We start from the raw sequence: 20,550 nt of genomic DNA, 5'->3' as shown, positions 1-20,550 counted from the left end.
ATGGTCTTTTTGATTTGTAAAATGGAAAGTAAACTTGACATTAATCACCTTGCACGTTATGCTCACCTCATGGAAAGTTAGCTTTCCATGAGGGGGACAAATGCATTGAACAACCGTTTAGAAGAAATCCGCAAGCAACGCGGGATTAAGCAGGAAGAATTAGCAGCGGCTCTTGAAGTGTCACGGCAAACTATCGGTTCACTAGAAAATGGACGTTATAACCCGTCGATCCTTTTAGCCTTTAAGATTGCCCGTTTTTTCGGCATGAGTATCGAAGAGATTTTTATTTACGAGGAGGATGAGCATGCATGAACAAACCGTCGGCGTCTTATTTGATCACCGTTGCAGCTGTAGCAATGCTAGCAGCCGGCCTGTACTTCATCAAAACAATTGAAGATCCGCAAGGTGTTCTGCGGGCGTTGCCTTATATCTGTGTTGGGCTTGGCTCTGCTATGTTCGGCCACGGCATGGGAGAAATCATGAATCGATACGCGATGAAGCATAATTCCGCCGCTGCAAAGCAGCTAGCAATTGAGCTGAAAGATGAACGTAATCAGGCAATCGCCAATCAGGCAAAAGCGAAAGCCTATGACATGATGGTTTTCGTGTTTGGAGCCTTAATTACAGCATTGGCCTTGATGGGTATTGATTTAACAATGCTTTTGTTATTGGTTTGTGCCTATATGTTTATTGTTGGATATGGCACCTACTATCGATACAAGTACTATAAAGAGATGTAGCATAACTTGCGTGAAGCCCATTTAGCGCTCCAAAAAAAACGGCGTTTACTCCCTTGATCTAGGGGTAAACGCCGTTAGCCATTTAATGCACTGCACGGGCTTTCGATCTGACATTCTTGTTCTGCCCGTCTTCCTTAGATTTCAACTCAGCGATTAGCTTATCGCCTTCGACATCAAGGTTAGGGAGGATACGGTCAATCCATTTTGGCAGCCACCACGCACGATCGCCGAAGACGGCCATAACAGCGGGCACCAGCGCCATACGGACGATGAAGGCATCGATCAGAATGCCTGCTGCCAGCGCGAACCCGATCTGTTTGATCATAATATCCGGAGCAAAAATAAAGCCAGCAAAGACGGAGACCATAATAACGGCAGCAGCTACAACGACGCGGCTTGCTTGATCATAACCGTTAATGACGCTCTTGGTTCCACGATGTCCGTGGACATAAGATTCGCGCATGGAGCTCACGAGGAATACTTGATAATCCATCGCTAGCCCGTACAAGATGCCTGTAACCATAATCGGCATGAAGCTTAGCAGCGGACCACCCGTATCGAAGCCAAATAAGGAATGGACCCATCCCCATTGGAACACCGCGGTGGTGATGCCGAAGGTTGCAAGCACACTGAGAAGGAACCCAACAGTCGCTTTAATCGGGACGATAATAGAGCGGAATACGAGCAGTAGAATGATGACCGAGAGGACGACAATGACCCCTACGTAGACCGGGAATGCCTCTGCAAGCTTGGACGACATGTCGATATTAATGGCGGTAAATCCGGTAACGCCGATGGTGACGCCATTCGTTTGCGCGATGCCGGAGTCGGACGCCCGGAGATCCTCAACCAAGTTCTTGGTCGCCGCATCTGTCGGCCCGGATTTCGGGATAAGGCTAATAATCGCCATATTGCCCGTTTTGTTAACGCCCACAGGCGTCACTAATGATACATCCTGATGCTTTTGGATATCCTGAACGAGATTGTTCAACATGTCAGGCGTGACGGGGGCAGCTGGATCTTTGGACTCCGCTACTAACAGCAAGGGACCATTGAAGCCCTCTCCGAACCCTTTAGAGATAGCGTCATAGCTTTGTCTTGCCATCGTATCTAAATTCGCCGACGCGCCGGATGGAATGCCCATCTCCATCTTAGTAGCGGGAAGTGCCGCCACGCCCAGTACGATAATGATGCCGACGATCACAAGCCAACGTTTCTTCAACACACCCGTAACCCAACGCTCAGCAACTCCCTTACGAGCCTTATTGCTCGTTTGGGCACTGTTTTTGGCGCGTGCTTTGGCCGAAACAATCCGTTCACCCACGAAGCCGAGCAACGCTGGCAGCAAGGTTAGGGCAATCAGTACATTGACCAGAACACTTGCCGCGGCAACGAGCGCCATTGTCGATAGGAACTCAATGCCGATCACGAGCATGCCGCACAGCGCAATGATGACCGTAAGGCCGGCGAAGAATACGGCGCCGCCAGCCGTGCCAACCGCTCTGCTTGCCGCTTCCCGTGCGCTTAAATTTTGGTCAAGCATCATGCGGCGTTGGCGGTTTACGATAAATAAGGAATAATCGATACCGACTGCAAGGCCGACCATAAGTGCCAAGGCAGGCGTGACATCCGTCATGGGGATGAATTTCGAGAACGCGAACGCGCCTCCTACACTGACAGCTACCCCAAGAATGGAGGTCAATAGCGGCAGCCCCGCAGCAACAACGGATCCGAGTGTCATCAAGAGCACCACAGCAGCGACGAGTAGCCCGATACCTTCGGTCGAACCCATCGATGTTTTCGTTGTGAGCGAGTCGCTCGGCAATGCTGTAATGCCTGTTCCATTATCCTGAACCGCCATGGCGGCATGGATGACGGCGTCAGGAACCGACTTCGGCAATGACATTTGTTGCACGGTGAATTGGAATTGGAACAGGGCTACACTGCCATTGGAAGCAAGCATAACGCCTGGTACGGGTGCGCCATTCACCATTAGAGGGCCATAGGGAGGCAACTCAGCCGGCGCTGCTTGCTGTGTCGCCTGTCCAGTCGAGCCTTCCGTTGCGGTTACACCCGCTTCTGCTGCTAACTTGGCTGGATTAATGACATAGTCGAGTGTGTACACATCATTCACGGCTTTGCTGATCGCAGTTAGCCGCTCCGGCGTGTCCAGACGTTCTCCATCTGGTGCTGTGAACACGATGCTCGCTTGTCCGCCTGAAGCCGCGGGCAGCTCTTTCGCCAATTGGTCCAACACCTTCTGCGATTCAGTGCCTGCGATTTTCATTTCCGAACTGCCGTGTATGCCGTTCACGCCGATCAAGGCAAGAACAATGCCTAAGATCGCGATCCAGCTGATGACAAAATGCCAAGGCTTGTCGTAGGCGGATTTGCCCAATTTGTACAGGAAAGATGACATAAGGGTACTAATTCTCCTTTGCACTATGCGATGTATTTGTAATAACTAAAAGCCTTTTCTCAAGCAGTCGAACGTGGTGTCCAAATATTGCTCGAACGTCATAGCGCCCGGCAATTCCGAATCCGTTTGATCTGGGAATCGCACGTGCAAACTGCCATCGAGGATAGGCATAATTGCCCCGAAAACAGCGCCAGATAAAATATGCGTGTATTCCACAGGGTAACGCCCCAAGGATCGGTTGGCTACAAGCTCCTGGCACTCGACTTGCAAGCGGCGAATGACGCTCAACATATAGGGCCGTAGCGACGGATTCTGCTCCGAAAGCGGCACGAGCTTATTCATTTTCCAGAGCAACTCCGTTGTAAGCCGCATTTTCATCAAATGGTAAAGAATATCAAGCGGGGGCGTATCAGCAGGCATGCCTGCTAACAGATCCACAGCTTCTTCCTTCCCTTTGAACGATAGCACGGCCATCACCACCGCTTCCTCCTTGCAGGAGAAATGATTGGCGAACGTTCTTCTGGAAAATCCAGCCCGCTGCACAATATCCTCCACAACGAAACCGTCAAAACCCCGTTCCAGCACCAATTCGTAAGCAGCGTCAGCTATCGCATTGCCCGTTGCATCTTTCTTGATATCGCGTAAGCTTCTTTTGTTCATCGGTTCACGCCTATGCGCACACCTCACTCTGTTAAGATGGGGGTTGTTTCCTAATTCATACCTATATCATTGCCCATTGGGCAATGATGCACAATAGGCAACGTGTTACGTATTTGTGAATTCAGTGCGGCGTACACCGCTGCAACACAAAAAACAGGGGTGTCCCTTAGCCACCGCGGCTTTAGGGATGCCCCTTTTTTTAAATAAAGCATGTCTTTGAACTAGACATTCAACCGCTTATTCCACATGCCATGCTTCGTTATTTATAATCATCTCAATATTATTCCACTGCACGCCCTTGCTGGAAGTGTGCACATTCTCTGTTATTTTGCCCTTTTCAAAGCCTACCCGTTCATAACATCGAATAGCGGCATGGTTGATATCAAACACATTTAATCGTATGCTCCTCAAGCCAAACTGCTTAAATCCGATTTTAACTGCCTTTTTTAATGCAATTGTACCTAATCCGCTCCCTCTATCATTAGCTTCACCTATTAGAAAACGGCCAATCACAGCCTCATGTTTATTGGGATCAAACCGGCATAATTGCAAGGAACCAATCATCTCATTATTGTTATCCGTTGAAATAATTTTATATAGAAATACATCCGCATCCAGCGAATTTATCCCCTTATGATAATGGCATTGCATCTGTTCTACTGTTAGGGGGAAAGTATACGTCGGTCCCGCCCATTGAATCAGGAAGTCTTCATCGCATTGATTAACCCACCCTACGATTGTTCCAAAATCGGCTTCCGTTAAAAGTTCAACATTAACGTTCATGCTATCCTCCTGCTTTGGTCCGGCTTTCCTAAAGATATCGAACCTTCAAATCATGGACCATCCCGCAATAAATTTCTTTGCACCGCTCATTGTTGCCATCTTCAATAGCCTGCAAGCATTCGTCCAAATATTCATCCCATATCCGATGGTAAATCGATTCCCCATTTGCCTCCGCACGGATACGGTCCACAATAACCGGCGCAACGCTGTAGTACTCCTGAATTAAGCGCTCGCCATCCGCCTGTTTGGAGAGCCAGTTATCCCGGAATGCGCGAAATGCAGTCAGCTCGTATCCATCATCTGCGCGCCCCAAGGAGCTGCACACTGCAGTCGTAATAAAACAAGTTGAGCTCGTGGACCCGCTATTGAACTTCTCAAGCTCTTTGATCCCATACGGCTGGCCGTACGCCGCCGCTAGCTTCAGCATCATTTCCGCTTTCTCTTTATCTATGGACAGCCCATGATCACCCGATCTATAAAATGAGCCGAGCCAAGCCAAAGCCGTAGGCTGTTGGCGGCTTGCGGCTTTCTCAAGCAAAGCGATTGCGCTGCTCTTGGTCGGCGTGGCATTGTTGTAGCCTTGGCTCCCCCAGAAGCCTTGCATGGCGATTGCAGATATATTTCCTTTGGCCGCCATCTCGATCACGACGCTTGCCGCCGCTTTTTCCTTGGAAGAGTTGCGGCGGTCCCGCCCGTACATGGCATATTCCATGTCAGCTATCAAGTATTGGGCATAGATATGCCCGCTATTAGCCCGCTTCTGGACATCGCTCAGCAGGCTCTCCATCTCCGAAACGTTGTAATTCTCAATGCTGTTATAACACACTGTGTCTTTGTAATGCTTCTCCAGTGCGTATTCCGCATAAACGTTCCCATTGCCGATTTCAGCCCATACCAGCTCCAAATTCCGGTTCCTAATCGCTTCATCAATCGGTTTGCGAATAGCGTCCACCTGCTCAAGGCCCGCTGCCACCGATGCTTGTTGCTTGATTTGCTGCGTGAGAAGGTTCTTCTTCTCTCCCAGAGAGGATTGCAACGCGTTCACATCCAGATCCGGATTGTCTTTACGCAGCCCATCGAGCTTCTGCCTCTTTACAGCGATCTGTTCTAACGTGTCATCCGGCATAGCTTTTATGTTGGCTAAACGGGAACGGTCCAGATCGACAATCCCTTCCCGATATTCGGATTCCAGCCCGAAATACTTAGCCGCCTTTAACGCCTCCTGCCGGGAGCCTCTGGCGATGGCATACAGGTTCGTATAATAAGAAACCGAGTACGGATAATGACGAATGCATTCACACAACGCATCCACTGCTTTGTTGTAAAGCGACTTGTCGTTTGCATAATGCTCGACCAGATTGTTGGCTCTAGCATTCAGCCTCTCCGTATCGAACTCGATCACAGGGATTCGGCCCTCGTCCTCGAGAATTTGCCAGACGCTAAAGAACACGCCGAAGCAGCATTCATGAACGCCTTCAGTTAATAAAGCCAGCGTGCGATGGTCGGTGAATATCTCTTTTTTCATGCTGGCGATCTTCGCTCTATCTCCTGCATTCGTTAGGGAATCGCCTATTCCTCTAACCATTCCTGTTCCCATATTTAACATGCCGGCGGTTAACGCACCTTTAATGGCCCCAGCGAGGCCGAATCCTCCACCTTGCCATCTGCTTCGCCCGGCTCTTGAGAGCTCGCGGTAGCTGCTTAAGTTTTCTGCATACTCTTCGATTTTTTCGGCGGCTTCCACGAAAGGAGCGATGTACGCCTGCATGTCGAGGTTCTCCGCCGCGAAGCTTGCCAATCGGTCAAAATCAACATCGTCCACATCATATTTCATCAGTACAGAAACTCCGAATTTTAACGATGCAATGACCGACTCAATGAAAGTAGGGAAAGCTTTATCAAACAAATCATCAAACGACTTCACATAAGTATGGTAGTACGCAACAAAGTCCGTTCTGCTTTTGCTCGCGTAAGTCGAGAACATCCTTCTCAGCTTATTGTATTCCACCATGTCCTCGGAGAAGGACAGCGTGCGGCCCAGCAATTGAAACGTAGCCGAGGCCATCGAGCTGTTGCCCTCAGCTTCGGCATCCGGTTTCGCAGGCGCTTCTGCAGGAGCTTTCGTGGGAATTTCCGCAGAAATCTCCGCCTGATCGGTAGTGGCAGCTCCCTCGGGAACTGCCACAGGAGTTCCGCAATTTGAGCAAAACTTGGAGTTTGGCACTAATGAGGAGCCACAGTTGATGCAGAAGTTATTTTGCTCGGTTGAACGCCCCCGGCGAGGCTCTTCAATACTCTCTTCCGTCACTCGCGCTGTTTCGGATTCCAATGAGGATGCCAGATTCACAATTTTATCTTGCACCATCTGTTCAATAGCTGCCGCTTGCTCCTCGTTATGATACTGCTCCTCAACATTGGCATGATCGCCTTCGATAAGGCCATTCATCACCGCTTTATATTTCGCGAACTCGCCGTGGCCCATTGCACCATTCATCTGAAGCAGCAATAACCCCCTGGCGTATGTATGGGAGAAGAATCCCATTTTGCCTAAATGGTCATAATGATGCTTGGCAAACTGCAGATCCTCCACTGTGCCGAATTCAAATACCCTGCCCCCGTTATCCTCACCCAAGCTAGGAACGTAAATTCTCTTGCCGTCCTTTCTTGTATCGCCAAACTCGCTTGGTTTCAGCTCGGCGGGATTTTCAGCCTCCAGCCCTGCCCGTTTGAATGCCGTAATCAATGTATCCACTGAGATCGCATGAGGGTTGCTGGCGGGAAGCAAGGATGCCGGTGGCTCAACAGGCTTAAGCGGCTCCGAAGAAACGAAAGGCTGCTCCTCCTCTTCCACCTGAACGCCGAACGACTCAGCTAACGGCTTCAGCCCTCCGTTAAAGCCTCTCCCGATCGCCCTAATTTTGAAACTCCCTTGATGGCGATAGATTTCCACAAACACGAGCGCCTTCTCGTCCATGGCATCATCGATTTGATATTTCACTTCTCCAGTCGGGCTTTTCGCCGTAACAGATAAGCCCTTCACCGAATGAAACGTTTCATCGCCATCCAGCGTGGCCGTTAGAAAGCACTTATGTACTAACGGGGAGATCGCATCCAGATTCATCGTAAATACCGTTCTATTCGTGTCGCTAGCCTGGAGGCGGACGCTCTGCTCTGGGTCGGTTACTTGGTTATAAAAAATCATATAAGCATCGGATGGAACCTTCCCCTCCGCATTCACCATGAAACAACTGACATCCAACACGGAAGCCGTCGCCCATTGCAGCTCCACGGTAATGGCTCCACCTGAAGATAAGGGCGCATTCGCCCCCTTGGATAAAGTAACCACGTTTAGCATAATGCTATGCCTCCGTTACGTGTAATATTTTGTATAGTTATATTATATATACTTCTGGAATTGTTGTTAATTGTATTTGGGTTATAGAGTTGAATTGACGATGTTAAGTGGATGTAGAAGGAGAAATAAATGAAGAGGATAGCCGCATCTGGCTATCCTCTTCTAGTTAGGGCATTAATTTGCCATTATAACTGGTTTTAATTTTCTCTGGGAACTGGCAATAGATATGCTAAAACTTAAATTAATGTAGTCCGGTTGCATCTGGCTTCCTCCAACTGAGACAAGGAGCCATTAATTGTGTTTATGTTTATGCCAAGACCAATATAATAAAGCCATTATTACGCCAATTAAAATAAACATCGTCCAGCCATTGTTTCTAGCAGGTCCTGGCAACCATTCGAGCGACTTAAGAACCGAATATATGCTTGCATATAGAAGGAACAAACCTACATGTACTATAGTCCTCTTCACAGTAAATCCACCTTGCCTCTCTGATCCGCAATAAACGCTGCCCATTTTACCGGTTCCAAGGATACCTCATCTCCCTAAAACCAATATCCCATAGCTTTTCATTTCCTGCAATCGTTACGGTAAGCTCATTTGCCCGTTCGAAATAAGCGCTCATCATATCCGTCTCATGGCGTTGATCCGCTGCTGACGCAGATAGGATCTCCTGTCCATCGACTGTAACGGTTATGCTTCCTTGAAAATCCCCTTGATCAGGAATTCCATAATTCAAGTAGAGATAAAGCTCCTTATTTCCTAGGGCATAAGTATACGTTTCGATCTTTTTGCCTTCGGCGCTATATACGTTGTATTGAGGCTCAATCTCTTGGCCACCAATTTCAAAACGGTCTGGCTTAGCTCCCGTTGATGCATGTCCGACGCTATCTTTCAGCTCATTTAGCGCCACGAAGGGACCGAGTTCTTGGGTGAACGCTTTGTTAACTATTCCGAAGCTCCCCCAAATCCCAATCATAAGGACTGCAATGGAAATGCCCGCAGCAGCCAAGCTCCCCCGGATACTTTTTGCACGAAGCTCAAATTTGTAAGATCCGAATCCGACTGCTGCGCCTACTGCATTTTGAATGACATCGTTCATATCGAAGCTGCCGAGCAACGTTAGGGCCTGAATCGTTTCAATCGCAAGAATGGACAGGATGAATACCATCATGAATCGAACAAAACGGACCCTGTATAACAAAGGAATCAATAAGCCAAACGGGATGAAGGCTGCAATATTTCCAAAGCCTACAAGATCCATCACAGTGGGATGAAGAAGGTCTGACAGGCTTGGCAATCTAAAAAAATCGGTCGGCAGCAACATAAAGGTGTAACCCGTATCCCGATCCACGGTGCCCGCCCTGCCGAAAGCAAGAAACATAAAATAAAGAATAAAGATGGTATAGCATATCGTAGTGGCCAAAATAATGTTACGCCATTGTTTCGTCATTGCTTCTCCTTTAATGTGTGCCAGCCTTACAGTCACTCTTCCCAATAGCCGGACAAAATGTTCCCTAAAACCTGCTTATAATCGCTTCTAGTATAAGCAGAGTTATTAACTTTTACTTTGGCTATGTTTAAGCATCCGAATATTTCCTCTTCCAATTCTCTTCTTGCTCTCAGAACCTGCAGCGTTCCTTCTAACCCAGTGTAGTTTTGTCTTTTTCCATACCCTTGGCTCGTATAATAGTCAACAAATCCTTCTGACCATTCCTTGGGCCTTTCCTTCACAGCTTTTCGGAAAGAATGCTCTACATCGTTCTGTTCTACATAAATCAATAGTGGATTCAGCCGCTCCACGATTGTTGCCAGTTCAGCAACGTAACTAATAACGTCTTTCTTCTTCGCATCATGCTTAATCATCCCCACGGTTACAGGGTTTTGTATAAAACAACATTCAAAAATAAAGGCATCGGCGCCATTCCGCGCAAGATCCGCGAACTTCTTCCACCGTTCCGTTATTAGCTTCCTTTTCTGGTCTAGCGGCAATTCATAAATATCATGTTTGAGAATTGCGGGAATCAACTCATCTGGAAAACTTGGCCCGTCTGCATCCTGTATTTTCCGATATTCCAAGAAGTAACCGCCGCCTTGTTTAATCATGCGATTGCGCAAGTAATCGTTAAACTTCGGATGGGCACTCCATAATTCATCGCATTCATCTTGGTTAAAAAAAGCGACCCCATCATAATCAGCAGGATGCTCCAGATTTCCTTCCAGAAATAACTGGGATGTAATATTCATTTCCCCAAGGATGTCATGCACGAGTTGCGCAGTTGTTGTTTTCCCTGAGCCTGGCAACCCCTCAATCAAGACTAACTTCGATCTCATAGTAAAGTTCCTCCATTCGCTAGTAGAGGATAAACAGGCAGGAATCAATAGAGATGCGGTTTTCCACGAACAAAAGCGGATACCATCGGGTATCCGCAGCATGGGTTTATGATACACCTGACCCAGCATACCCTGTAAGATTAATGAAAAGCATGCCTAATAAAATAGTGTCGCCACTATTACAGGCATCCTATTCAACTCGTTAATCTTTACAGAGTAATCCACATGATAAGGTTAATGCTCCTTTGTTTGCATCTCTATTGTCCAGACTACCATTAAGCATAGATGAACACAATTAGGTTTTTTAAACAAACCCGAATGTCACTTGGCTGCTATCAGGCTCCCCCAAACGGCAAGTGAATCGATCACGCCGCGCAGCGACTGCCCTTCCTCCGTCAGCTCGTACTCCACCTTCGGCGGCAACACCGGATAAACCGTCTTCCGGATCAACCCTTTCTCCTCTAGCTCCCTTAGCCTTTGGGTGAGCACTTTCGGGCTGACTTCTCCTAGCGAATAACGCAGCTCGCCAAATCTTTTCGTTCCGGACAATAGGTCGCGGATAATAAGAATCGTCCACTTTCCGTCCAGTATGTCCATCGCCCGCTTAACGGGGCACTCCTCCGTGCAAGGGTTAGCATCTATTTTCGCCATATTATCGCCGCTCCTCCCTTATACCCGAATAGTTACTAAAAGGTAATTACTACACAAAAGGTACTATTCGGCTTATGATGGTGTCAACAAAAAAATCCCATTATTAAGGAGCGAGCAAACATGAGCAAAAGAAGGGTAAACGCGTTAAAAGGAACGGCGCTTTTCATCGGGATTGTACAAATTGTGTTGGGTATGGGGTATTTATTCGCTCCACAAGCATTCCACGCTTCGGTTGGATTAGAAAACCTCCCGGATTGGGCGGGTTGGCCGATGGCGATGAGCGGAGCTAGATTTCTGTTGTTTGGATTCGGCATGATTCTCGTATTCCGTAATCCACTTGGCAATCGCAGTTGGGTGCAAGCGATGATCGGCGTACAGCTGATCGACTGGATCGCTACGATTTATTACGTGGCAACCGGTGTTGTAACGCTATCCCAAGTTACGACCGCGGCCTATCTGCCGATCCTGTTCATCGTGATGCTTCTTGCCACGCACCCACGGGTGCGGCCGGAGTACGCGCAGAGATGAGTTCATTCCTGGATACTTGGCGTGCCCTGCGTTTATTCACTTTTACTGACCGAATCGGACTATTCGACCGGCTCCCGCAGACCGCATGGTACCGCCATGCATTGGAATCGTTCTTGGAGGACCTAAAGCTGCAGCGGACGGAAACGTTGCTCGATATCGGATGTGGTGCCGGCTGGCTAACCTTATGGTCGAGCAGGCAGACGAAAGCCTCTATAGGGCTGGATACTTCTGAAAAAATGCTGCGCAGGGCGGAAATTAATCGTCTCGCGGGAGCATTCGAATCCGCCTCCTTCGTGCAAGGGGATGCTCTTGCACTGCCCTTCCCCGACGAATCGTTCGATGTCGTCACAGGTACGATGCTTCTCCCCGTCTTATCTTCCCCTGGGCATGCTGTATCAGAGATGATCCGCATGCTTGGTCCTAGCGGCAGGCTCGGATTATTCCTCCCTTCCCCGGAACTTACACCCGGTAACGCCTGCCGTTATGCTGACAAACACAAGTACCGCGGCTTTGAACGCAAATCGCTTCATGCATGGTCGATGACGGGGCGCCGATTCTCAGAGGAGGATTTGAATTCCCTATTCGCCTTCGTTCCACCTGCCTGGAGAGCGTCCCGAAGATTGATGGATGGAATGGCGCTACAATACATCGTACAGAAACCGCAACAAGGCCAATCTTAACAAGGATGGTGCAGCCATGCCGATAATCAAATCCCGATCAGGCGTTATGGAGATTGCACCCGATCTCTATCTGCTCAAGCTAGGGCCCGTGAACGCCCACCTGGTCAAGGATGGACAACGGCTCGTTCTAATCGATACTGGCCTTGCGGGCCACGCACCCAAAATCAAACGATGCGTCGAGGAGATCGGCTGCCGGCTAACGGATATCCATGCGATTCTTCTCACGCATAGCCACTCCGACCATGCAGGCAGCGCCGCCGAATTAAAGGAGATCACGGGCGCGAAAGTCTATATTGGGCATAACGACGCGGCCTTGCTTCGCGGTGAGCTGAACCCACGGCGAATGAAGCCTGCGCCCGGACTCGTTAACCGCCTCTTATTTATGATTAACTTATTCGTTAATTCTGCCATTAAGAAAACCGTTCCCGACTTCGAACTCTATGATGGCGATCAGCTTGAATTCGCAGGCGGGATGCAAGCCATTCATGTTCCTGGCCATTGCTTGGGCCAGATGGCTTTTCTTTGGAACCGGGATGGCGGCATACTCTTCGCCGGAGATGCGATGATGAATATGGGGCACCTAGGGTGGTGCGTGGCTAACGAGGATCTGGATACTGCCAAGGCAAGCCTCGAGAAGATCGGCAAACTTGAATTCGCGATCGCTTGTTTCGGGCACGGCAAGCCACTGCTCTCGCAAGCTTCGGAGCGAATAAGAAATTTCTGCAGACGGGATGTTCGTGCTAGTTTGTAACAACAAGTTATAGGGCCAATCCTTCACGGACGGCCCTTCGTTGCGGTCGTTGGCCAGATTTACTCTAAGCCTGTATAAGCCTTTGCCAGCTTGATTAATTCATCCTTCTCGCCCGTTCCTGTAACCTTTAGTTCGATGACCTGAGATTGCTCCGTTTTATATTTTATCAATAGCAAGTTTTCCCTTGAATACTCTTTGTACATTGCCATGATTTGATCGTTAATCTCTACTTGCTCCCAATCGCCAACATAGGTCGCAGAACCGCTGTCCACTTTACCCGCGATAAGGCCAGTAGCCATTTGGTCTAATTGCTGGGTCACGACAGCCCAGCGGTTGTCAGCCAAGTCATAGATATCGTAGAAAACGGGAATATAGCCGATAATGCGAGTTTCCTGTCCATTTTCTTGCAGCATCGAATTCATCAGAGCTCCGTTTGAGCGGGTTGGCTGCGTATCGAGAGGGGATGGCCTTAGGATTGTAAAAGGAAACTGCTTTGCCGCCTCAGCCAGGCCCATGACTTCCTTGGCATTCTTATGGTTATTCAATAAATCTTCAGCAGTTTCTTTGGAGGATGGCTCTCTCCCAAAAATACGCTCCTTGAGGGCATCAATTTTTGCATTCATGCCTCCGTCATCTTCAATCGTGATCCTTTCACCATTCCAACTCAATGGGAGAACGGCAGCAGCGGCAGTTGTTACAAACACGACAAATACGGCAATTGCCATAACCAACACCTTGGGCCGGCGCTTCATGTAACGCTGTGTTTTGCCCGGCGCTTCGCGCTCATTGGACAAAGCCCGAATTCGTTCCATGACTGCGCCGCTAACGTCAATCTCCGGCAATGCCTTGCTGTTCAATTGTTCCCCAAATCGTTTAAACCCGGATGGTTTGCTCATAATTGCTGCCCTCCCAATCAGTGGATGTTGACCTGAGCTTCTTGCGAATGCGTTCGAACCGTTTACGGACCGTGCCCGCCTTTAGTTCAAAATTTACGGCTATCTCATCGAGCGTATATCCTGCAATGGTGTGCAAAATAATAATTTGCCTCTCCTCAGCAGTTAAGCCTCTTAGTAAGTCATCGAAATTATGTTCCACCTGCTTCGATACCGCCTCCTCTGCACTTGGTTCGTGCGTTTGGCGCCAAAATTTCGGAAGCAACGCGTTCCATTTTTTTCTGCGGTTTAATAGCGTGAGGCAATGATTGCCCGCGATTTTGTAAAGCCAAGCCAGGAAGGATTGGTTGATTTGATACAGATGCAGGTTCTGATAGGCTTTAATCAATGCTTCCTGTACCGCATCCTCCGCTTCCTGCCGATTTCCTAGCAAATAGAAGCAGTAAGCAAACAGCTTCTGCTGATACGCGTGAATGACCGGTTCGAAGGCGTTGCAATCCCCTTGTTTGACCTGCCTAATGATTTCCTCGATATTCATGCCGCAATTCCTCCCTTCCCAATGTTCATTACACCTATGTAACTAACGAACTTGGCTGCATGTGACATGAAAAGCGCCATGCGGAAATTTTTCCAAATAAAACAAGGGCACTCAATAGAGTGCCCTTAGCTGCCGTGACAGTTTCGACAGCCTTTTTTACTTTGATAGGGTAGAAAAGCCTCCCCTATTCGACCGGCTAGCGCCATGTTGCGCGATTAGGGTAGAAAAATCTGCCCTATTCGGCCGAGACTTTCTCGACGCCGAAGGGCACTCCTTAGAGTGCCCCTTTGGGCGCAAGTAAGCAGATATTGCGCCGCAATTAATTAAGATGTAACATCGTCAAAATTTTGCAAAAGGCGAGGCTCCAGGGATCACCCCATATGTCGAGCGCATATACGATTGGACATAGGAACCATTCCAGCCAAACTTCGCTACTTGTACTCGCTTACTAACGTTCCGGATGCATCATATAGCTGAGCATTGTCCTCGGATTGATCTTTCCAAAGTTCTTTCGCAGACCAAATCAAGGTACGGGAATACGCTTCAAAATCGGTTGTAATGCCCTTTGCCCCTTCATTGCCGCTAGTCAAAAACACATAGCAGTCTGGACCTAGCGTGAAGCTATTCTTAAAGGTATACGTTTCTTTGCCGTCACTGCTGACAACCGACCAGCCCTTTAAATCTATCGTATTTTTTAAGCTGTTGTTCCTGATAGCAACATATTCTGCCTTGCGGTTGCGGGTAACGATATAAACATCCGAAGGCGCCTTAGCAGGAGGCGCCTTAGCAGGAGGCGCCTTAACTGTAGCAGGATCTGCAGCAACTAGCTTGGGATCAGCTAATATCATATTAATGACGCCTTCGCGATCAGATATAAAATTGATTTTTAATTCCTGAACCCCCGTCAGGTCTACATCGACTTTCTTAGGGCTAACGCTTGCAGAAATGCCCGTAATCGAGAGCAGTTCCTTTCCATCGCCTATAATGGTTAAGGTTCCTTCCGCTGCACCACTTACAGAGCTCTTGCCTGCCCCGATTAGGCCCGTTAGCCGTGTATACTTGCCGGAAAGGTTATAAACAGCATTCCCCCCAGTACGGATATAAGGCGGATAGGGCAAATCGTGCAAGTATAAGCCGATTCCATCGCTGTAGGTTTTGCCGTTAATCGTGAAGATTTTTTCTGCTGCTGTATTGTGCCCGCCTGTGCTCCAATTATTAATAGCCAGTGCGCCCGCTGCTTCATCTTGTCCAATGGCTGGAAGGGCGGTTAACTTCACTGCTTGTGGCGGCTTCTGGCCAACCCAAATTTCCTTCGCCTCATTGTCCCACGTTATTTCTTTTCCTAATGCTTCACTCACGAAACGAAGCGGCACGTAGGTGGTTCCTTCATAAATAAAACCTTTCGTTCCCGTTGGTTTCTTCTCTACTCCATCAAACATATAACGCAAGTTCTCGAAGTAAACCTCGATTTTGGCACTATTGGCGGCATATGCCACAGTAGCGCTTGTTAGAAGCAATGTGCTTATAACGCCTAAAATAAATCCTTTGATTCCTGCCCCCCGATTGTGCAAACCCCTTCATCCCTTCCTAGTTCATAGAAACTATGGAAAACATATCAGGCTATGTTCGGAATGTAAAGGCTTGAATTCTATCCGGTTGTTACCCACAAATGGGCGAGAATCGTGACGGCTCTTTGCTATGGTGCTGTCAATAAACCTTCTTCAGCAGCTCAATCACTTCATCCAAGGTAACGCCAAAGGATTTGTAGTATAAGGTGTCGCTTGCCATTTGCTTCAGGATCAGTTCGTTACGCATTCGCAACTTCTCATCTGATGTGAATTCGGCTACAAAGCACCCTTTTCCCGTTACGGTATGGATTAACCCGCTTCGTTCGAGCTCTTCCCAAGCTTTCTTTACGGTAATGACGCTAACGCGCAGCTCCAGAGCAGCTTGCCGAATAGGAGGCAAACAAAAGCCGCTTGCTAGCTCGCCTTTTAAAATTTGGGCGCTGATTTGTTCGTAAAGCTGTTGATAAATCGGTTTCTCAGATGCATTCGAAATCGTTATGTTCATAGTAGCTCCACTTTTAAGAATCTCCTTGCCGCAATCCGATAAGCTATTAAGGTCAATGCTATAAAAATGACGATGCCCGCGATCAGAATAGATAGCTGCAGCGCTGTATTATTTGCCCCGGAGCCATAGAAAATCCCGTTCACCCACGGGCTCTGAATGCCAGCCCATTGAGCAGATCCGGCGAATAAGATAGCGGCCATAGTCGCTGCGGTCGTTGCGGCACCATACTTGTATGCCGTCTTGTAATACATGGTTAGAAGCACGATATTGAAGATCGCGAGCAAGATAAAGCATAATCCCCAGAAACCTAAGTGTGGCGCGAAGAAATAGTAATTCATATGCGGGTATAAACGAAATGTGAATAGGCTAAAGATCATTGCAATGGCAAGATGCATGAGCTCCAAAATAACAATAACGGTTATTCTGGCCTTCACGATGTCCTTCTTGGTCACCGGCATCATCATGCTGAACATCAAATCATTCTGGCTTTTAAATCCGCCAAGCGTGTTCGGCACCGTTATGAAACAAAAATAAAGCGGAACGAGCAAATAGATCCAAGCAGGGATTAGCATTAAAGCACCCGTAAATACGGGCAAGGTGAAGAACCACGGGTTTACGCCTAATTTCAAATCTTTCATCACCAAATTATACATGCATATCCTCCTTTTTTGCGAAATAAATCATGATCTCCTCAAGGCTCGGCATGGTTGCCTTTAGGTTGGAGGATGGGGGGATGTCTGCCGCATGAATCAATCCGGTAAAGCCAAAAGAATTGATTTTATAAGAAATCAGCTGCTCCTTCACTTCAACCAGCTGGTTCTCGCTGCCGCTGACTAAACGATAGGACGCCATAAAATCGTTCTTCTCGGCGCTTGCGATAATTTGCCCGTTGTCGATAAAGGTTATAAAATCTGCGCATTTTTCCAAATCGGATGTAATGTGAGTAGAGAACAAAATGCTGATCTCGCCGCCAACGATGAGCTCTTGAAAGATATCTAACAGATCATCTCTTGAGACCGGATCGAGCCCGCTTGTCGGTTCATCTAGGATGAGAAGCTTCGCGCCATGGGACAACGCGAGAGCCAAGCTGTACTTGACCTTCATTCCGGTAGACAACTCGGCGATTTTTTTGTTTTCATCCAACTTGAATCTTTTGAGATAGCTGTAGTAGGTGTTATCGTTCCAATTCTTATAGAACCTCTTCATGATATCGGTCAGCGTCTTCACCTTGCTACGCGTATAGAAATTGATATCGCCGAATGCGCATCCGATCTCCTGCTTCAATTCGATTTCGTGCTCGGCAATGTTCTTGCCAAAAACGCATATCTCGCCGCTATCGATTTGAATCATGTTCAGGATCGATTTGATCGTCGTCGTTTTTCCAGCGCCGTTGGCACCGATGAAGCCCATAATATAACCCTGCTCCAATTGAAACGATACGTCCTTAACCTGAAAATTTGGGTATTTTTTATTTAAATTTCGAATGTCTAATGCCAGCATATCGCACCTCCCCAACAAATTGTGTATATTGGATATTCACAATGTATCACGGAACACTCTGCGAATTCAATAGCCATTTATCCAGCCAGATGCATGAGAAAAAGCCGCAGGAAGCACACGGTTAGGTGCGCTTTCTGCGGCTGTGTAGATGTCCTAACAATAAAGCCATTCGTGCGGGAGCGGTCAATGCTGCGCTCAAGACTGCGAATCTGGGACCGTTGTCATACAGCGCTCCTTGCTATTCGAAAACCAAGATCATCGATCTTAAAGTCCGGCATGCTTTTCCTTCTAGCCGTAGAGCCGCAGCTGTTCTCGACCTCCGCCCAGCTGCCTCCCCGGAACACTCTATAGTCTCCATACCGCTGCCTATCATAGAGATCCCAGCACCATTCCCAGACGTTCCCGATCATATCGAAAAGCCCCCATGGGTTAGGCAGCAGCTGCCCAACCTCATGGACGGTTCCATTGGCGTTGTCTTGATACCATGCGACTTGGCCAATTGCTGCATACCGATATCCAGCCGTTCCCGCTTTGCACGCATACTGCCATTCAGCGTCTGTTAGCAATCGAAAGCCATTCGCTTCTTTGTTATAGACCGTGTTTTCACTTTCATTGGCGATGGCATAACATTCGGTCTTCCCAACCATTCTAGATAGCGCGTTACAAAAGGAGACCGCTTCCGCCCTCTACCGGTACCATTAAACCCATTAATTCTTTTAGAAAACGCTCCCCGCCACTTCCGTACGTTTGGATGATCATGCTCGCCTCCCCCTATTCGAAACCACCCCTCGAATGAATGATTTCACCGGTAATCCACTTAGCATCGTCGCTTGCCAGAAAAGCGATCAGGCGGGCAGCATCTTCTGGAAGGCCAATCCGGCCCATCGGGAAGTGCGGCAGCAGTGCATGTTTCACCTCTTCGGACATCCAGCCGGAATCGGTAGGACCGGGATCGACGGCGTTGACCGTAATATGAAGCGGTGCCAGCTCGGCGGCTAGTGATTCGGTAAAAACAGAGATGGCGCCTTTTGTCGCGGCATAGGCGAGATTGCCAGGCATAGGCCCCTTGCCTTGTCCAGAAGTGAGGTTGATGATTCGCCCACCGCATACATCCCTAGAGGGATGGGCATTGTTCTCGGCCTCGAGCATGCGAGCGAACTCCGCGGACAACATAAAGGTCCCCCTAATGTTGACAGCACAATGCGCATCGATGAGAGACTCACTTAGTTGCCGAAAATCCGCATCAACGCTATACGTAGCATTATTGACGAGGACCGTTGGTAGCCCCACCGCTTGCCGGGCTTCATCCAACAATTTGGACGCGGAGCCCGGCACGGTGAGGTCCAGTTTCATATGTGCGGCTTGCACGCCCAATTGCCGCAGTTCTTCTGCGAACAAATCAGGCCAGTTTCCATCCGCATCGTTTGGATTTATTTCTTTATCATAGTCATACAGGTGTGTGAAGAACAGGCTAGCGCCTTCGCTCGCCAACGCCCGGCAAACCGCAGCCCCAATGCCGCCCTCGCGGCTCGCGCCTGTGACGATCGCAATTTTCCCCCGTAATTTAGCCAATGTAGATTAACCTCGCATCTCCTCGGGATTATACTTGTAAAACCAGCTTCCCGACCGTGTTTTTCCGCTCCAAAAGCGCAAGCGCTTCGCCGGCCTTTTCCAAAGGATACACGCCATGTATCTCCGCATGGATCTCTTGTCTTGCCAGCATTCCTAACGCCTCCCGTGCCGCTTGCCCAGTCTCTGCTGGATTGCTTACTGAATATCCGCCTAATGCAAAACCGGCGGTTTGCCTGTTCGAAAACCATATTTGATTAAAAGAATGCGAGACATCCTGTTCACCGCTCGCGTTTCCGACAACAACCAACTGGCCCAATGGGCGAAGCACTTCTAAGCTTTGGTGGCGCATGCTTCCCCCAACCGGATCAAAGATAGCATGAACGCCTTTCTGTCCCGTCGCCTTCAGTGTCTGCTCAACAAAATCGTTCCGGACAAACAACTCGTCATACCCCAAGGAAGCTGCAAGCTTCGCTTTCTCTGCGGTTCCAACGGTCCCGAATACTTTGCCCGCTCCCAATCGCCTTGCTACTTGCCCCAAGAAGCCGCCCAAACCGCCTACGGCCGCATGAACAAGCACGTCGTCACCTGCTCGCAATCGATACACATCTTTGACTGCCAAGTAAGCTGTCGTCAGATTGACAATGGAAGCTGCCGCTGTCGCCAAGTCAACATTGGCACCTAATTGGTCTAACGGAACCGTCATTTCCGGCCGCACGTTGGCCATTGACGCAAACCCGTTAAAATCAAGCAAAGTCATCGAAGCTACCGGTTGGCCGACGTAGAACCCCTCTACGCCTTCCCCGATTGCACGTACATACCCTGACACTTCTAGGCCGGGCGTAAGCGGCATTGGAAAATCGGACATAAATTCGCCGCGGCTCAGCAGCACTTCAAAATATCCAACACCAGCATAAGCAACATCAATGGTAAGCAGGCCTGGGCCCGGCTGCAGATCCGGTTTTTCGCACCATTTTAAGCTTGCTGGTCCGCCCGGTTGATCCATAACAATAGCTTTCATTTCCAATAGCCTCCTAGTTCGGGAATGAAATCATTGTATTTCGTATCTGCAAAGG

General features: G+C 48.6%; 20 protein-coding genes and 1 pseudogene. 5 read left to right on the top strand and 16 right to left on the bottom strand.

Annotated elements, in window-relative coordinates:
* Positions 1-105: 105 nt before the first annotated feature.
* Positions 106-312: a helix-turn-helix transcriptional regulator gene (locus GON22_RS13810; RefSeq protein WP_160396682.1), complete on the top strand. Its 207-nt coding sequence runs from the start codon at positions 106-108 to the stop codon at positions 310-312.
* Positions 309-740: a DUF6442 family protein gene (locus tag GON22_RS13805; protein ID WP_160396681.1), complete on the top strand. Its 432-nt coding sequence runs from the start codon at positions 309-311 to the stop codon at positions 738-740. The genes GON22_RS13810 and GON22_RS13805 overlap by 4 nt, the downstream gene beginning before the upstream one ends.
* 82 nt (positions 741-822) lie before the next feature.
* On the opposite strand, the gene GON22_RS13800 is transcribed toward GON22_RS13805, so the two are convergent.
* The 7 genes from GON22_RS13800 to GON22_RS13770 all read right to left on the bottom strand — a co-directional run bounded on the left by GON22_RS13800 (position 823) and on the right by GON22_RS13770 (position 10,942).
* Positions 823-3,159, bottom strand: a complete 2,337-nt coding sequence (locus tag GON22_RS13800; RefSeq protein ID WP_160396680.1) for an MMPL family transporter — start codon at positions 3,157-3,159, stop codon at positions 823-825.
* 45 nt (positions 3,160-3,204) lie between these two features.
* Positions 3,205-3,819, bottom strand: coding sequence for a TetR/AcrR family transcriptional regulator (locus GON22_RS13795; RefSeq protein ID WP_160396679.1), 615 nt, complete (start codon positions 3,817-3,819; stop codon positions 3,205-3,207).
* 237 nt (positions 3,820-4,056) lie between these two features.
* The gene (locus GON22_RS13790; RefSeq protein WP_160396678.1) at positions 4,057-4,602 is read right to left on the bottom strand and encodes a GNAT family N-acetyltransferase; all 546 of its coding nucleotides are present in this window, start codon (positions 4,600-4,602) and stop codon (positions 4,057-4,059) included.
* Between the two features lie 28 nt (positions 4,603-4,630).
* Complete coding sequence (locus GON22_RS13785; protein WP_160396677.1) at positions 4,631-7,957, bottom strand: TerD family protein; 3,327 nt, start codon at positions 7,955-7,957, stop codon at positions 4,631-4,633.
* A 517-nt stretch (positions 7,958-8,474) separates the two neighbouring features.
* Positions 8,475-9,410, bottom strand: a complete 936-nt coding sequence (locus tag GON22_RS13780) for a VanZ family protein (RefSeq protein WP_160396676.1) — start codon at positions 9,408-9,410, stop codon at positions 8,475-8,477.
* A gap of 32 nt (positions 9,411-9,442) precedes the next feature.
* On the bottom strand, positions 9,443-10,291 hold the full coding sequence (locus GON22_RS13775; RefSeq protein WP_160396675.1) for a hypothetical protein: 849 nt from the start codon (positions 10,289-10,291) through the stop codon (positions 9,443-9,445).
* Positions 10,292-10,612: 321 nt separating this feature from the next.
* Positions 10,613-10,942: a winged helix-turn-helix transcriptional regulator gene (locus GON22_RS13770; RefSeq protein WP_160396674.1), complete on the bottom strand. Its 330-nt coding sequence runs from the start codon at positions 10,940-10,942 to the stop codon at positions 10,613-10,615.
* A gap of 120 nt (positions 10,943-11,062) precedes the next feature.
* On the opposite strand from GON22_RS13770, the gene GON22_RS13765 reads away from it, so the two are divergent.
* From GON22_RS13765 to GON22_RS13755, 3 genes are read left to right on the top strand one after another with little or no spacing between them, the layout of a single operon-like run.
* Positions 11,063-11,470, top strand: a complete 408-nt coding sequence (locus GON22_RS13765) for a hypothetical protein (protein ID WP_160396673.1) — start codon at positions 11,063-11,065, stop codon at positions 11,468-11,470.
* The gene (locus tag GON22_RS13760) at positions 11,467-12,150 is read left to right on the top strand and encodes a class I SAM-dependent methyltransferase (RefSeq protein ID WP_160396672.1); all 684 of its coding nucleotides are present in this window, start codon (positions 11,467-11,469) and stop codon (positions 12,148-12,150) included. The genes GON22_RS13765 and GON22_RS13760 overlap by 4 nt, the downstream gene beginning before the upstream one ends.
* Positions 12,151-12,166: 16 nt before the next feature.
* A complete protein-coding gene (locus GON22_RS13755; RefSeq protein WP_160396671.1) occupies positions 12,167-12,901 on the top strand; it encodes an MBL fold metallo-hydrolase in 735 nt (244 codons plus the stop codon).
* Between the two features lie 59 nt (positions 12,902-12,960).
* On the opposite strand, the gene GON22_RS13750 is transcribed toward GON22_RS13755, so the two are convergent.
* From GON22_RS13750 to GON22_RS13710, 9 genes and pseudogenes are all read right to left on the bottom strand, one after another.
* Positions 12,961-13,797, bottom strand: a complete 837-nt coding sequence (locus GON22_RS13750; RefSeq protein WP_160396670.1) for a hypothetical protein — start codon at positions 13,795-13,797, stop codon at positions 12,961-12,963.
* Positions 13,775-14,332, bottom strand: coding sequence for an RNA polymerase sigma factor (locus tag GON22_RS13745; protein WP_160396669.1), 558 nt, complete (start codon positions 14,330-14,332; stop codon positions 13,775-13,777). The genes GON22_RS13750 and GON22_RS13745 overlap by 23 nt, the downstream gene beginning before the upstream one ends.
* 431 nt (positions 14,333-14,763) lie before the next feature.
* The gene (locus tag GON22_RS13740) at positions 14,764-15,903 is read right to left on the bottom strand and encodes a lamin tail domain-containing protein (RefSeq protein ID WP_160396668.1); all 1,140 of its coding nucleotides are present in this window, start codon (positions 15,901-15,903) and stop codon (positions 14,764-14,766) included.
* 136 nt (positions 15,904-16,039) lie between these two features.
* Complete coding sequence (locus GON22_RS13735) at positions 16,040-16,405, bottom strand: GntR family transcriptional regulator (RefSeq protein WP_160396667.1); 366 nt, start codon at positions 16,403-16,405, stop codon at positions 16,040-16,042.
* Positions 16,402-17,058 (bottom strand): ABC-2 transporter permease, encoded by a 657-nt coding sequence (locus GON22_RS13730; RefSeq protein ID WP_160396666.1) that lies wholly within the window; start codon positions 17,056-17,058, stop codon positions 16,402-16,404. The genes GON22_RS13735 and GON22_RS13730 overlap by 4 nt, the downstream gene beginning before the upstream one ends.
* Positions 17,051-17,905 (bottom strand): ABC transporter ATP-binding protein, encoded by an 855-nt coding sequence (locus GON22_RS13725; RefSeq protein ID WP_160396665.1) that lies wholly within the window; start codon positions 17,903-17,905, stop codon positions 17,051-17,053. Before GON22_RS13725 ends, GON22_RS13730 begins: the two co-directional genes overlap by 8 nt.
* Before the next feature lie 221 nt (positions 17,906-18,126).
* Positions 18,127-18,585: pseudogene (locus GON22_RS13720) on the bottom strand (formylglycine-generating enzyme family protein); the annotation flags it as partial.
* A 91-nt stretch (positions 18,586-18,676) separates the two neighbouring features.
* On the bottom strand, positions 18,677-19,477 hold the full coding sequence (locus GON22_RS13715) for an SDR family oxidoreductase (protein WP_160396664.1): 801 nt from the start codon (positions 19,475-19,477) through the stop codon (positions 18,677-18,679).
* Positions 19,478-19,505: 28 nt separating this feature from the next.
* Complete coding sequence (locus tag GON22_RS13710) at positions 19,506-20,495, bottom strand: quinone oxidoreductase family protein (protein WP_160396663.1); 990 nt, start codon at positions 20,493-20,495, stop codon at positions 19,506-19,508.
* Between the last annotated feature and the right edge of the window lie 55 nt (positions 20,496-20,550).

It is taken from the genome of Paenibacillus sp. MMS18-CY102 (genome assembly GCF_009789195.1).
In the GTDB taxonomy this organism is placed as follows: Bacteria; Bacillota; Bacilli; order Paenibacillales; family Paenibacillaceae; genus Paenibacillus_T.
Note: the sequence above shows the minus strand (reverse complement) of the source record. Positions and strands in the feature narration are given on the sequence as shown.

Bases quoted from the DNA above. Each gene is read 5' to 3' on its own strand.
- GON22_RS13805 (WP_160396681.1), top strand. From the start codon at position 309: ATGAACAAACCGTCGGCGTCTTATTTGATCACCGTTGCAGCTGTAGCA.
- GON22_RS13800 (WP_160396680.1), bottom strand. From the start codon at position 3,159: ATGTCATCTTTCCTGTACAAATTGGGCAAATCCGCCTACGACAAGCCT.
- GON22_RS13795 (WP_160396679.1), bottom strand. From the start codon at position 3,819: ATGAACAAAAGAAGCTTACGCGATATCAAGAAAGATGCAACGGGCAAT.
- GON22_RS13790 (WP_160396678.1), bottom strand. From the start codon at position 4,602: ATGAACGTTAATGTTGAACTTTTAACGGAAGCCGATTTTGGAACAATC.
- GON22_RS13785 (WP_160396677.1), bottom strand. From the start codon at position 7,957: ATGCTAAACGTGGTTACTTTATCCAAGGGGGCGAATGCGCCCTTATCT.
- GON22_RS13780 (WP_160396676.1), bottom strand. From the start codon at position 9,410: ATGACGAAACAATGGCGTAACATTATTTTGGCCACTACGATATGCTAT.
- GON22_RS13775 (WP_160396675.1), bottom strand. From the start codon at position 10,291: ATGAGATCGAAGTTAGTCTTGATTGAGGGGTTGCCAGGCTCAGGGAAA.
- GON22_RS13770 (WP_160396674.1), bottom strand. From the start codon at position 10,942: ATGGCGAAAATAGATGCTAACCCTTGCACGGAGGAGTGCCCCGTTAAG.
- GON22_RS13765 (WP_160396673.1), top strand. From the start codon at position 11,063: ATGAGCAAAAGAAGGGTAAACGCGTTAAAAGGAACGGCGCTTTTCATC.
- GON22_RS13760 (WP_160396672.1), top strand. From the start codon at position 11,467: ATGAGTTCATTCCTGGATACTTGGCGTGCCCTGCGTTTATTCACTTTT.
- GON22_RS13755 (WP_160396671.1), top strand. From the start codon at position 12,167: ATGCCGATAATCAAATCCCGATCAGGCGTTATGGAGATTGCACCCGAT.
- GON22_RS13750 (WP_160396670.1), bottom strand. From the start codon at position 13,797: ATGAGCAAACCATCCGGGTTTAAACGATTTGGGGAACAATTGAACAGC.
- GON22_RS13745 (WP_160396669.1), bottom strand. From the start codon at position 14,332: ATGAATATCGAGGAAATCATTAGGCAGGTCAAACAAGGGGATTGCAAC.
- GON22_RS13735 (WP_160396667.1), bottom strand. From the start codon at position 16,405: ATGAACATAACGATTTCGAATGCATCTGAGAAACCGATTTATCAACAG.
- GON22_RS13730 (WP_160396666.1), bottom strand. From the start codon at position 17,058: ATGTATAATTTGGTGATGAAAGATTTGAAATTAGGCGTAAACCCGTGG.
- GON22_RS13725 (WP_160396665.1), bottom strand. From the start codon at position 17,905: ATGCTGGCATTAGACATTCGAAATTTAAATAAAAAATACCCAAATTTT.
- GON22_RS13710 (WP_160396663.1), bottom strand. From the start codon at position 20,495: ATGAAAGCTATTGTTATGGATCAACCGGGCGGACCAGCAAGCTTAAAA.